This window comes from Stenotrophomonas sp. AS012628 (assembly GCF_010608305.1).
GTDB classification, from domain to species: domain Bacteria; phylum Pseudomonadota; class Gammaproteobacteria; order Xanthomonadales; family Xanthomonadaceae; genus Stenotrophomonas; species Stenotrophomonas geniculata.
The window spans coordinates 57,921-70,194 of record NZ_VMBJ01000020.1; the positions used below are offsets into that span (position 1 = coordinate 57,921).

Genomic DNA, 12,274 nt, shown 5'->3' on the forward strand with positions numbered 1-12,274 from the left:
TTGGCGCCGTTCGGGCCACGTCTCAGCGCAGCAGCGCAATCACCACGCACACCACCACGAGAGCCAGCGCAGGCCATTGCATCGGCAGGAAGAAGAAGTGATGGGGTGCGGCCTCGCCCTTCTGCCGGGGCACACGATTGAGCCACAGGCCCAGCAGTACGTTCACCGCTGCGCCGATGCCTGCACCCAGCAGCACCTGGGGCAGTGGAGTGTTGCCCTTGGAGCCTTCATGCGGGAAGAAGTACGCCAGCAGCAGGATGGCTGCGATCGGCGTCACCAGCGTCATGAATCCCCAACCTCGATAGATCATCTTTGCAGACCGCGTAATAAACGACCTGCATTGGAACAGATCGGGTATCGCCCGGCCAAGAAGACCGTGTAGATCCACGCATGGCGTGGATCTACCGGCCGCGCCGCCGTTGCAGCGGCGCGGCCCTTTCCACTCAGCGCAGTCCGGTCTCGTTGCGGGCGATCACCAGGCGCTGGATTTCCGAGGTGCCTTCGTAGATCTCGGTGATCTTGGCATCACGGAAGTAGCGCTCCAGCGGCATTTCCTTCGAATAACCCATGCCGCCATGGATCTGCACCGCCTGGTGGGTGATCCACATCGCGGCTTCCGAAGCGGTCAGCTTGGCCACCGCCGCTTCCGTGCTGAAGCGCTTGCCCTGGCCCTTCACCCACGCCGCGCGCAGGGTCAGCAGCAGTGCTGCGTCCAGCTTGCACTTCATGTCGGCAATCTTGGCCTGGGTCATCTGGAAGGTGCCGATGGCCGCGCCGAACGCCTTGCGCTCCTTCACGTATTCCAGGGTCGCTTCATAGGCGGCGCGGGCGATGCCGATGGCCTGCGAGGCGATACCGATGCGGCCGGCATCGAGCACACTCATGGCGATCTTGAAGCCCTCGCCTTCCTCGCCCAGCACATCCTCAGCCTGCGCCACGTAATCGTTGAACTCGATCTCGCAGGTGGCCGAGGCACGGATGCCCAGCTTCGGTTCGGTCTTGCCGCGACCGAAGCCCGCCTTGTCGGTATCGATGAGGAAGGCAGTGATGCCGCGCGCGCCCTTGTCCGGCTCGCTCATCGCGAACAGCACGATGTACTTGGCCACCGGGCCGGAGGTGATCCAGCTCTTCTTGCCGTTGATGATGAAGGTGCCGTCGGCCTGCTTCACGGCGCGGCAGCGCATGGCCGTGGCGTCCGAACCGGACTGCGGCTCGGTCAGCGCAAACGCGCCGATGGCCTCGCCCTCGGCGATGGCACGCACGTACTTCTGCTTCTGTTCCTCGGTACCGTGGGTGAGGATGCCATTGCAGAACAGCGAGTTGTTGACCGACATGATGGTCGAGTGGGCAGCGTCGGCGGCAGCGACCTCCACCATTGCCAGCACGTACGCAACCGGGTCCATGCCCGCGCCACCGTATTCGGTCGGCACTTCGATGCCCATCAGGCCGTTCTCGCCCAGCAGGCGGATGTTGTCCAGCGGGAACTCGCCGGTGCGGTCATGGTGCTCCGCGCTCGGGGCGATCTTTTCCTGCGCGATGCGCCGCGCAACGTCCTGCAACATCAACTGCTCTTCAGTAAAGCTGAAATCCACAACACCCTCCCGGGTACATGATGTTATGGGCCGCGCACGGCGTGCCCAGGTGCCCCGATTGTACCGGGGCCCGGCGGCTTCCGTACGCCAGCGACTTGACCGCAGCAGGCCTTCTCAGCGAATATATCTCTATATCGCGATAGGTAGATATTTATGGATCTTGAAGACTGGTCGACCCGCCTGAAGGTGTTCGCCGATGCGACCCGCGTGCGCCTGCTGGCGCTGCTGGAGCAGGAGGAACTGACCGTGGCCGAACTGTCGGCGATCACCCGGCTGGCACAGCCGCGGGTGTCCACCCATCTGGCGCGCCTGAAGGAAGCCGGCCTGGTTCGCGACCGCCGTGCCGGCGTGTCGGCCTATTACCGCTTCGACGAGGCCCAGCTGGACCCGGCGCAGCGTGCATTGTGGCATGCCTTGAGCAATGGAAGCGACGACCCGCTGCTTCGCCAGGACGCCGAACGCGTCGCCGCCGTGCTGGCCCACCGCGCCTCCGACCAGAACTGGGCCGACAGCGTGGCCGGCGACATGGAGCGCCACTATTCTCCAGGCCGGACCTGGGAGGCCCTTGCGCGCACCGCGCTGCCACTGCTGGAAACCGGCGACGTGCTGGACATTGCCTCCGGTGATGGCGTGCTGGCCGAACTCGTCGCCCCGCATGCCAAGCGCTACATCTGTATCGACACCAGCGCACGCGTGGTCGCCGCCGCCAGCGAGCGCCTGCGCCGCCTGCCCAATGTGGAAGTGCGCGAGGGCGACATGCATGCCCTGCCGTTCAAGGACGGCAGCTTCGACCTGGTGGTGCTGATGCATGCGCTGACCTACGCCAGCAAACCGGCGCAGGCGGTGACCGAAGCCGCACGCGTGCTGCGCCCCGGTGGCCGCCTGCTGCTGTGCAGCCTCGCCCGCCACGAGCACAAGGCAGCAGTGGAGGCTTACGGCCACGTCAACCTCGGTTTCAGTGACAAGGAACTGCGCAGGTTCGTCGACAAGGCCGGCCTGCAGGTGTCCAGCCTGGAGACGGTTACCCGCGAAAAGCGTCCGCCGCACTTTGAAGTGATTTCACTGATCGCCAACAAGCCCTGAGCCGAGACCGCCATGCCTGCCCTGCCCTGGTTGCATCCTGATCGTGCCAACGCCCTGCTCGACGCCCTGCGCGAGCGGATCCTGATCATCGACGGCGCGATGGGTACGATGATCCAGCGCCATGGCCTGCAGGAAGACGATTACCGTGGCGAGCGCTTCGCCGATGGCTACGACCATCTGCATGGCCCCGGCTGCGATCACGCAACACCGGAAGGCCATGACCTGAAGGGCAACAACGATCTGCTGCTGCTGACCCGGCCGCAGATCGTCGCCGACATCCACACCGCCTACCTGGAAGCGGGCGCGGATCTGGTCGAGACCAACACCTTCAACGCCACGTCGGTCAGCCAGGCCGACTACCACCTCGAACACCTGGTGTACGAATTGAACAAGGCCGGTGCCGCAGTTGCGCGAACCTGCTGTGATGCAGTGGCTGCGACCACGCCGGGCAAGCCCCGCTTCGTGATCGGGGTGATCGGCCCCACCAGCCGCACCGCCTCGATCAGTCCCGACGTCAATGATCCGGGCTTCCGCAACACCAGCTTCGACGAGCTGCGCGACACCTACCGCGAAGCGATCGAGGGCCTGATCGACGGCGGTGCCGACACCCTCATGGTCGAGACCATCTTCGACACGCTCAACGCCAAGGCGGCGCTGTATGCGCTGGAAGAGGCTTTTGATGCGCGTGGCGCTCGCTTGCCGGTGATGATCTCCGGCACCATCACCGACGCGTCCGGACGCACCCTGTCCGGGCAGACAGCGGAAGCCTTCCATGCCTCGCTGGCGCATGCACGACCGCTGTCGATCGGACTGAACTGCGCGCTGGGTGCCGATGCCATGCGCCCGCACGTGGAAACCCTTGCACAGGTCGCCGGCTGTTATGTCAGCGCACACCCCAATGCCGGCCTGCCCAATGCCTTCGGCGAGTACGACGAAACGCCGGAGGACATGGCCAGTACCCTGCGAGGCTTCGCCGAAGATGGCCTGCTGAACCTGGTCGGCGGCTGCTGCGGTTCCACCCCGGACCATATCCGTGCAATTGCCGAGGCCGTGGCCGGGCTGCCGCCGCGCGCCCTGCCCGGTTCCCAGGAGCAGCAGGCCGCATGAGCACCTCGCCCTACACCCGCCTGTCCGGGCTGGAACCGCTGGTCATTACTCCGGATCTGCTGTTCATCAACGTCGGCGAACGCACCAACGTCACCGGCAGCGCGCAGTTCCGCAAGCTGGTCAAGGAAGGCCGCTACGAAGAAGCGGTGGACGTGGCCCGCCAGCAGGTGGCCAGCGGCGCGCAGATCCTCGACGTCAACATGGACGAGGGCCTGATCGATTCGGAAGCGGCGATGACCCGCTACCTCAACCTGATCATGTCCGAGCCGGACATCGCGCGTATCCCGGTGATGGTCGACTCCTCCAAGTGGAGCGTGATCGAGGCCGGCCTGAAATGCCTGCAGGGCAAGAGCGTGGTCAACTCGATCTCGCTGAAGGAAGGCGAGGCACTGTTCCGCGAACACGCACGCAAGGTCCTGCGCTATGGCGCCGCCGCGGTGGTGATGGCCTTCGATGAAAGCGGGCAGGCCGATACCTGCGCGCGCAAGGTCGAGATATGCACCCGCGCCTACCGCATCCTCGTCGACGAGATCGGTTTCCCGCCGCAGGACATCATCTTCGACCCGAACATCTTCGCCGTCGCCACCGGCATCGAAGAGCACGACAACTATGCAGTGGACTTCATCGAAGCCACCCGCATCATCAAGCAGACGCTGCCGCACTGCCATGTGTCCGGCGGTGTCTCCAACGTGTCGTTCTCGTTCCGTGGCAACGAAACGGTACGCCAGGCCATCCACTCGGTGTTCCTGTACCACGCCATCGCCGCCGGCATGGACATGGGCATCGTCAACGCCGGCGCCATGCCGATCTACGACGAGCTGGAGCCGGAACTGCGCGAGCGCGTGGAGGACGTGATCCTCAACCGCCGCAGCGACGCCACTGAGCGCCTGCTGGAAATCGCCGAGCGCTACAAGGGCAAGAAGGGCGCGGCAAAGACCGAGGACCTGGCCTGGCGCGAGAAGCCGGTGGCGCAGCGCCTGGCGCACGCGCTGGTGCATGGCCTGGACGCCTATGTGGAAGAGGACACCGAACTGGCCCGCCAGGCCTCCAGCCGCCCGCTGGATGTGATCGAAGGCCCGCTGATGGACGGCATGAACGTGGTCGGCGACCTGTTCGGCGCCGGCAAGATGTTCCTGCCGCAGGTGGTGAAGTCCGCGCGCGTGATGAAGAAGGCGGTGGCCTACCTGCTGCCGTACATCGAAGCGGAAAAGGCGCGCAGCGGCGACACCGCCAAGAGCAACGGCAAGATCATCATGGCCACGGTGAAGGGCGATGTGCATGACATCGGCAAGAACATCGTCGGCGTGGTCCTGGCCTGCAACAACTTTGAAGTAGTCGACCTTGGCGTGATGGTGCCGGCACAGAAGATCCTCGATGCCGCCCGTGAACACAACGCCGACCTGATCGGTCTGTCCGGGCTGATCACTCCGTCGCTGGAGGAGATGAGCCACGTCGCCCGCGAGATGCAGCGCCAGGGCTTCGAGCTGCCGCTGCTGATCGGTGGCGCCACTACCTCGCGTGCGCATACCGCGCTGAAGATCGACCCGCATTACAAGGCCCCCACGGTGTGGGTGAAAGATGCCTCGCGCGCGGTCGGCGTGGCCCAGTCGCTGATCTCGCGTGACCTGCGTGAAGCCTTCGTTGCCGCCAACGAGGCCGACTATGCCGAGATCCGCGCGCGCCACCGCAATCGCGGCGATGCCAAGCGCCTGGTCACGCTGGAACATGCACGCGGGCAGAAATTCCAGGGAGGATGGGACAGCTACACGCCGCCGGCACCGAACCAGCCCGGCCTGCACGTATTCGACGACTACCCGCTGGCCGAACTGGTCGACTACATCGACTGGACGCCGTTCTTCCAGGCCTGGGAGCTGGCCGGCAAGTTCCCGGCCATCCTCACCGACGAGATCGTCGGCACTCAGGCCAGCGATCTGTACAAGGATGCCCGCGCGATGCTCGAGCGCATCGTCGGCGAAAAGTGGCTGACCGCCAAGGCCGTGTTCGGCCTGTGGCCGGCCAACAGCGTCGGCGACGACGTGCGCGTGCAGCACCCACAGGGCGAGACCACGCTGCACTTCCTGCGCCAGCAGGTGGACAAGCCGGCCGAGCGCCCCGATTTCTGCCTGGCCGATTTCATCGCGCCGGCCGACAGTGGCCAGCAGGACTGGATCGGCGCCTTCGCGGTGACCGCCGGCATCGGCATCGACGCCCACGTGGCGCGCTTCGAGGCCGACCATGACGATTACAACGCGATCCTGCTCAAGGCCCTCGCCGACCGCTTCGCCGAAGCGTTGGCCGAGCGGCTGCACCAGCGCGTACGCACGGAATTCTGGGGCTACGACCACGCCGAGACGCTGGACAACGAGGCACTGATCGACGAACAGTATCGCGGTATCCGCCCCGCGCCGGGCTATCCCGCCTGCCCGGAGCACAGCGAAAAGCGCTGCCTGTTCGACCTGCTGCAAGCCGAAGCGAACGCCGGCATGGCGTTGACCGAGAGCTTCGCGATGCTGCCCACCGCAGCGGTATCGGGTTACTACTTCAGCCACCCGCAGAGCCAGTATTTCGTGGTCGGCCGGCTCAGCCGCGAACAGGTCGGCGACTACGCACGCCGCAAGGGCGTGGACCGCGCCCAGGCCGAGCGCTGGCTGGCCTCCAACCTCGACTACGATCCCGAATGACACAGAAAGGGGCGGAGGGGATTAAGTCGTTTGTGCCCCAAACGACTTAATCCCCTCCGTCCCCTTTTTGCTTCATCATTCCGCGATGACTGTCCCCGTTGCCCGCCTCTCCAGCTTCTACCTGTTCTACTACGCAGCGCTCGGTGCGTTCACCCCTTACTGGAGCCTGTTCCTCACTGCGCGCGGCATGAGCGTGACCGCGATCAGCGTGATGATGGGCCTGTGGTATGCAACGCGTGTGGTTGCGCCCAGCACCTGGACCTCGCTGGCGGCGGCCTCGCCACGGCCGATCCGCCTGCTGCGTATCGGCTGCCTGCTGACCCTGATCAGCTTCGCCGCGTTCCTGCTTCCTCTGCCGCAGCCGTGGATGTATCCGGCAATGGTGGTGTTCTGCTTCTTCTACAACGCGGTAATGCCACAGTTCGAGTCGATCACCCTCACCCATCTCGGCAGCGACAGCCATCGCTACGGCCTGATCCGGGTCTGGGGCTCACTGGGCTTCATCGCCATCGTGACCCTGTTCGGCTGGCTGATCGAAGGTGACGGCACCTCCAGCCGCGCCGGGCTGCTGCCGTGGATGATGCTGCCGCTGTTCGTCCTGCTGGTCGCTTCCGCCTTCAGCAATCACTACGCGCGCGGCATCGGCCGGACCGAAGGCGACGCCAGCGGCTTCTGGCAGATCGTGCGCCGCCCTCCGGTACTCGCGTTCTTCCTCGCTGCCTTCATGGAGCAGCTTTCGTTCGGACCGTACTACACGTTCTTCTCGGTCTACATGGACCATCACGGCTACCGCACATCCACGCTCGGCCTGCTGTGGACCATCGGCGTGGTGTTCGAGGTCGGCGTGTTCTTCACCATCGGCCGTTTCTTCCGTCGCTACGACGCCAGCTGGATGCTGCTGATCGCGCTGGTCAGTTCCTGCCTGCGCTGGGCGGTCACCGCGCTGTTCCCGGAGAACCTGCCGGTGATGCTGCTGGCCCAGACCGCGCATGCGCTCGGCTTTGCTGCTTTCTTCGCCGCAGCCATGCAGATGCTGGCGACCTATTTCCCGGGCCGCCTCAACGGCCATGGCCAGGGCCTGCTGTACGGTTTCTCGTCCGGTGTCGGCGGCGTGCTGGGCGCACTCATTGCCGGCCAACTGTGGAAGATCGACGATGGCCGCACCGCATTCCTGGCGGGGAGCGGGTTTGCCCTGGTCGGCGCATTGCTGTGCTTCTTCGCACTGAGCCTGCCGTTGATCCGTGCACGCCGCAGCATTGCGCGCGCCCGGTAACGAAAACGCCGGGCAATGCCCGGCGTTTTCATCGTGCAGCAGGTGTAGTTACCAGATCAGGTCGTCCGGCACCTGGTACTGCGGGTCCGCGTACGGATCTTCCTCGGCCGGCGCATCCGGATCGACCTTCAGCGCCACCGAGGCGGCGAACACCGCTTCGGACTGTGCCAGCACCTCGGCAGTCACCAGCAGGTAGCGGCCATTGAGCTGCACCACGCCCAGCTCACCGGCATTGAGCGCGGTCAGCTGTTCGGCGGTCACGTAGATGCGCTTGATCTTGCCGCCGTACGGGAAGTGGCGGGCGATGTCCGCCGCCTCGGCGTTGAGGCTCTTGTCCTTCAGCAGTTCTTCCAGCTTGGCCTTCGCCTCACGGCGAACGCGTGCTTCTTCCTGCTTCAGGCGCTCGGTCTCGATGCGCTCTTCCTTCTCCCGCTGCGCGCGGATTGCATAGGCCTTGGCCAGGTCCATCTCTTCGGCGCTGCGCGGCTTGCGCGGGCCCTGCTGTCCCTGGCCACCGCGCGCATGCCCGCCGGGCTTGCCCGCGCCACCATGACCGTGCCCGCGACGCTCGCCGGGCTTGTGTTCGCCCTTGCCTGCGCCCTGCGGCTTTCCATTGCCGTTGCCACCCTTGCCCTGCGGGCGGCCATCACGACGGGGGCCATCATTCTTGCGCTCGGGCTTGGGCGCGGGCTTGAAGCCCAGGCCCATCAGCTGGTCGCGGAGGGTATCGCTCATAGGATTCGGATCAGTAGTGCGGCGGCGGCGGTTCGCTCGCCGGATCAGAAGAATTCAGTGCGTTGCGGACCTTGCCCAGGTCTTCCAGCAGCACGCGCAGCACATCGGCGTTGCGCATGCCCTGCATGCGGGCATCAGCCAGCGCATCGCTCAGTTCGGCCAGCGCCTGTTCCTGGAAGGACACGCGCATTTCCAGCTCGACCAGGCGCGCTTCCAGCGCCTGCTCGCGTTCAGTGGGCATATCAGACATGCAACGAGCGCCCCCGGCCAATGCCGTAGTACGCAAGACCTGCAGCTTCCACTTCGCCCGGCTCATACAGGTTGCGGCCGTCGAACACCACTGCGTCCTTCAACTGCTCGCGCAGCTTCTGGAAGTCGGGGCTGCGGAACTGCTTCCACTCGGTGACCACCACCAGTGCATCGGCGCCCTGCAGTGCTTCGCCTGCCGTGCTGCAGAACGTGAGGTCGTCGCGCTCACCGAAGATGCGCTGCGATTCATGCATCGCTTCCGGGTCGTAGGCACGCACCGTGGCACCGCCTTCCCAGAGCTGGGCCAGCAGGCGACGGCTGGAGGCCTCACGCATGTCGTCGGTGTTCGGCTTGAAGGCCAGGCCCCATACGGCGAACGTCTTGCCGCGCACGCCTTCGTCCTCGCCCTTGTCGTAATGGCGCTGGATGAGGGCGAACAGGTGGCCCTTCTGTGCATCGTTGACCGCTTCAACCGCATTGAGCAGCTTCGGCTCCAGGCCATACTGCTGGGCGGTACGGGCCAGTGCCTGCACGTCCTTCGGGAAGCACGAGCCACCGTAGCCGGCGCCCGGATAGATGAAGTGCCAGCCGATGCGCGGGTCCGAGCCGATGCCCTGGCGGACCTGCTCGACGTCGGCACCCACGCGTTCGGCGATGTTGGCGATTTCATTCATGAACGAAATCTTGGTCGCCAGCATCGCGTTGGCGGCGTACTTGGTCAGCTCGGCCGAGCGCACGTCCATTTCCACCACACGGTCGTGGTTGCGGTTGAACGGCGCGTACAGGCGACGCATCACCGCCACCGACTCCTCGCTGGTCGCACCGATGATGATGCGGTCCGGGCGCATGCAGTCGGCGACTGCGTCGCCTTCCTTCAGGAATTCCGGGTTGGACACCACGTCGAAGGCGATGTCCGCGCCCCGCGCGGCCAGCTCTTCAGCGATGGCTGCACGCACCTTGTCAGCGGTGCCGACCGGCACCGTCGACTTGTTGACCACCACGGTCGGCACGCTCATGTGCCGGCCGATGGTGCGGGCCACGGCCAGCACGTACTGCAGATCGGCGCTGCCATCCTCGTCCGGGGGCGTGCCAACGGCGATGAACACCACCTGGCCATGCTCGATGGCGGCCGCCGCATCGGTGGTGAACGCCAGCCGCGAGGCGGCATGGTTGGCCTTCACCATCGGCTCAAGGCCCGGCTCATAGATCGGGATGATGCCCTGGTTGAGGCCATCGACCTTGGCCTGATCGATGTCCACGCAGACCACCTGGTGGCCTGCGTCGGCCAGGCAGGTACCGGTCACCAGTCCAACGTAACCGGTACCAAAAATCGCAACGCGCATATCCGTATTCGCTCCTGAATGACTTACGGCAGAACGCCCAGCAGCTCGACGTCGAACGTCAGCGTCGCGTTCGGGCCGATCGGGCCGCCCGGGGTGCCGTTCTCGCCGTAGGCCAGTTCGCCCGGGATCCAGAAGCGGTACTTCGAACCGACCGGCATCAGCGCGACGCCTTCGGTCCAGCCCTTGATCACCTGGTCCAGGCCGAACTCGGCCGGCTGGCGGCCGTAGGAACTGTCGAACACGGTGCCGTTGAGCAGCTTGCCTTCGTAGTTCACGCGCACCTTGCTGCTCGGCAGAGGACGCTCGCCGCTACCCGGGCGGATCACCTGGTACTGCAGGCCCGACGAGGTGGTCACCACGCCCGGCTGGGTCTTGTTCTTGGCCAGGAATGCGTTGCCCTCCGTGCGGTTGGTCTGCGCAGCCTGGGCGGCCTTGGCCTGCATTTCAGCCTGCTTGGCACCCATGAAGGCCTGGATGGTGGCGGTCGCGTCAGCTTCCGTCATCTTCGGCTGGCCCTTGGTCAGGCCGGTGCTGATCGCGTCAAACAGCGAGGCGACATCGATATCGTCCTTCAGCTGCGCCAGCGACGGGCCCACCGAGTAGGAGCCGATCATCTGCGACACCTTGACGCGGTCGACCTTCGGCGGCTGCGAACCCGGTGCCACGCCCGGCACCTGCTGGCCACTGCGGGCCATCACGACCTGGCGCAGGGCGGCATCGGTGGCCTTGGCCTGTTCCTGGGTGATCTGCGGCTGCAGGCCCTCGAACGAGCGCTCAACGGCGGTGCGCAGGGCGGCCACATCGATCTCTTCGGCGATCGGGGTGAACGACTTGGCCACGTCCAGGCCGATGGCATAGCCGAGCTTCTGCTTGGGGGAATTCAAGGTTGCGGTCTCCTTGGCGGCTGCGGGGGCAGCCGGTTGTTGCGACAGAGCGACACCCGAAGTGCCCATCGCCAGAATCAGAACCGACGCCGCGGCGCCGCGCATTCCCATCTTCATTCGCTGCATTCCTGGAAGTGTCTGGGCGCCGACGTCGGCGCGAAAAGAAGCATTGTCGCACGCATGCCGTCGATGTCGAGGCATGCGTGCCGGATATCAATGCGTGGCGGCTGCCGCCAGCGCCTTGTCGATGGCCGCGGTCAGCTGCGGATCGTCCGGCGTCACCTTGCTGGCGAACTGGGCAATGACCTTGCCATCGCGGCCCACGAGGTATTTGTGGAAGTTCCAGGCCGGCGCAACGCCGGTCGCTGCGGTCAAGCGCTGGTACAGCGGCGTGGCCTGGGTACCGACCACATGCACCTTCTCGAACATCGGGAACTTGACGCCATAGGTCAGGGTGCAGAAGTCCTGGATCTGCTTCTCGTCACCCGGTTCCTGGCCCTTGAAGTCATTGGAAGGGAAGCCCAGCACCGCGAAACCGCGGCCGGCATAGCGCTTCTGCAGCGCCTCCAGCCCTTCGTACTGCGGCGTGTAGCCACACTTGCTGGCGGTGTTGACCACCAGCAGCACCTGCCCGTGATAGCGCTGCTGCAGATTCACCTGCTGCTTGCTGGCCAACGGCCGGTATTCCAGATCGAGCAGGTCGGCCGCCAGCGCACTGGCGGAACCGGCGGCACCGGCCACCATCAGGGCCAGCAGGGACAGGCCGCGCAGGCGGCACGGGGAAACGGTCGGCAGGGGCATCAGAGGCGGTCCGCGGTAGCCATTCACAAGGCCCGGCCAGCGCTGGCCGGGAATCGGCCGAACTATAGCACCGGGCTCCGGCACCCCTGATGGCACAGGCCCACACGGGCTTTGCGCTGCGTGGCGGATGCGCTGCCCGGGCGCCATCGATGGCGCAGCGATGACATAGCATGGACATCACTGAATGGAAGGCGGCCCCGGGAAGACCCCTGCGGCAGTTTTATTTCCCTTTTAAATCAATCAAATAAAGGGATATTTCAGCAATCTGACCACCCCTGCCATCAGTTGGGGGCGGCAAGGGGTTGCACGTAGGCGTGCCGGTGTTATAGTTGCATACAACACCAGTCACCTGAGACAGGGGGAAGCCATGAACGTCCGGATCCGTCGCATCCTCATCGCACCCGCGGCCGTCGCTGTTTCGACCCTGCTCGTGCTGGCCTGGTGGGCCACGCCCACCGCCCCTGCTTCTGCCGCTGCTGAAAGTACGCAGGACGCAACGCTCTCCCCGGCAGGGAACGCCCCCTCC

General features: G+C 65.4%; 11 protein-coding genes. 4 read left to right on the top strand and 7 right to left on the bottom strand.

Annotated elements, in window-relative coordinates:
* Positions 1–22: 22 nt before the first annotated feature.
* Together G5A07_RS10995 and G5A07_RS11000 are read right to left on the bottom strand one after the other, a co-directional pair.
* Entirely contained in the window at positions 23–286 is a 264-nt protein-coding gene (locus G5A07_RS10995; protein ID WP_019337351.1) for a hypothetical protein, read from the bottom strand.
* Positions 287–443: 157 nt separating this feature from the next.
* Positions 444–1,592 (bottom strand): acyl-CoA dehydrogenase family protein, encoded by a 1,149-nt coding sequence (locus G5A07_RS11000; protein ID WP_191863317.1) that lies wholly within the window; start codon positions 1,590–1,592, stop codon positions 444–446.
* Between the two features lie 153 nt (positions 1,593–1,745).
* Here G5A07_RS11000 and G5A07_RS11005 point away from each other — a divergent pair, with 153 nt between their 5' ends.
* The 4 genes from G5A07_RS11005 to G5A07_RS11020 all read left to right on the top strand — a co-directional run bounded on the left by G5A07_RS11005 (position 1,746) and on the right by G5A07_RS11020 (position 7,736).
* Positions 1,746–2,675, top strand: coding sequence for a metalloregulator ArsR/SmtB family transcription factor (locus tag G5A07_RS11005; RefSeq protein WP_010480432.1), 930 nt, complete (start codon positions 1,746–1,748; stop codon positions 2,673–2,675).
* 12 nt (positions 2,676–2,687) lie between these two features.
* Positions 2,688–3,782 carry a homocysteine S-methyltransferase family protein gene (locus tag G5A07_RS11010; protein ID WP_010480431.1) on the top strand — a complete coding sequence of 365 codons (1,095 nt, stop codon included), beginning with the start codon at positions 2,688–2,690 and terminating at the stop codon, positions 3,780–3,782.
* Positions 3,779–6,463: a methionine synthase gene (metH, locus tag G5A07_RS11015; RefSeq protein ID WP_019337353.1), complete on the top strand. Its 2,685-nt coding sequence runs from the start codon at positions 3,779–3,781 to the stop codon at positions 6,461–6,463. The genes G5A07_RS11010 and metH overlap by 4 nt, the downstream gene beginning before the upstream one ends.
* Positions 6,464–6,548: 85 nt before the next feature.
* Entirely contained in the window at positions 6,549–7,736 is a 1,188-nt protein-coding gene (locus tag G5A07_RS11020; RefSeq protein ID WP_049455476.1) for an MFS transporter, read from the top strand.
* A 48-nt stretch (positions 7,737–7,784) separates the two neighbouring features.
* Here G5A07_RS11020 and G5A07_RS11025 read toward each other — a convergent pair whose 3' ends face one another.
* The 5 genes from G5A07_RS11025 to G5A07_RS11045 form a co-directional block, all read right to left on the bottom strand.
* Entirely contained in the window at positions 7,785–8,471 is a 687-nt protein-coding gene (locus G5A07_RS11025; protein WP_099560593.1) for a DUF2058 family protein, read from the bottom strand.
* A gap of 10 nt (positions 8,472–8,481) precedes the next feature.
* Positions 8,482–8,721, bottom strand: coding sequence for a SlyX family protein (locus G5A07_RS11030; protein ID WP_019337356.1), 240 nt, complete (start codon positions 8,719–8,721; stop codon positions 8,482–8,484).
* A complete protein-coding gene (locus tag G5A07_RS11035; RefSeq protein ID WP_010480421.1) occupies positions 8,714–10,063 on the bottom strand; it encodes a UDP-glucose/GDP-mannose dehydrogenase family protein in 1,350 nt (449 codons plus the stop codon). The genes G5A07_RS11030 and G5A07_RS11035 overlap by 8 nt, the downstream gene beginning before the upstream one ends.
* A 23-nt stretch (positions 10,064–10,086) precedes the next feature.
* Positions 10,087–11,064, bottom strand: a complete 978-nt coding sequence (locus G5A07_RS11040) for an FKBP-type peptidyl-prolyl cis-trans isomerase (RefSeq protein ID WP_010480420.1) — start codon at positions 11,062–11,064, stop codon at positions 10,087–10,089.
* Positions 11,065–11,160: 96 nt separating this feature from the next.
* A complete protein-coding gene (locus tag G5A07_RS11045; RefSeq protein ID WP_019337359.1) occupies positions 11,161–11,748 on the bottom strand; it encodes a glutathione peroxidase in 588 nt (195 codons plus the stop codon).
* Positions 11,749–12,274 lie beyond the last annotated feature (526 nt).

What these genes read in the sequence shown, in the direction of transcription:
- G5A07_RS11030 (WP_019337356.1), bottom strand. Translation starts at nt 8,721, where the DNA reads ATGTCTGATATGCCCACTGAACGCGAGCAGGCGCTGGAAGCGCGCCTG.
- G5A07_RS11045 (WP_019337359.1), bottom strand. Translation starts at nt 11,748, where the DNA reads ATGCCCCTGCCGACCGTTTCCCCGTGCCGCCTGCGCGGCCTGTCCCTG.
- G5A07_RS11020 (WP_049455476.1), top strand. Translation starts at nt 6,549, where the DNA reads ATGACTGTCCCCGTTGCCCGCCTCTCCAGCTTCTACCTGTTCTACTAC.
- G5A07_RS11010 (WP_010480431.1), top strand. Translation starts at nt 2,688, where the DNA reads ATGCCTGCCCTGCCCTGGTTGCATCCTGATCGTGCCAACGCCCTGCTC.
- G5A07_RS11005 (WP_010480432.1), top strand. Translation starts at nt 1,746, where the DNA reads ATGGATCTTGAAGACTGGTCGACCCGCCTGAAGGTGTTCGCCGATGCG.
- G5A07_RS10995 (WP_019337351.1), bottom strand. Translation starts at nt 286, where the DNA reads ATGACGCTGGTGACGCCGATCGCAGCCATCCTGCTGCTGGCGTACTTC.
- G5A07_RS11025 (WP_099560593.1), bottom strand. Translation starts at nt 8,471, where the DNA reads ATGAGCGATACCCTCCGCGACCAGCTGATGGGCCTGGGCTTCAAGCCC.
- metH (WP_019337353.1), top strand. Translation starts at nt 3,779, where the DNA reads ATGAGCACCTCGCCCTACACCCGCCTGTCCGGGCTGGAACCGCTGGTC.
- G5A07_RS11040 (WP_010480420.1), bottom strand. Translation starts at nt 11,064, where the DNA reads ATGAAGATGGGAATGCGCGGCGCCGCGGCGTCGGTTCTGATTCTGGCG.
- G5A07_RS11035 (WP_010480421.1), bottom strand. Translation starts at nt 10,063, where the DNA reads ATGCGCGTTGCGATTTTTGGTACCGGTTACGTTGGACTGGTGACCGGT.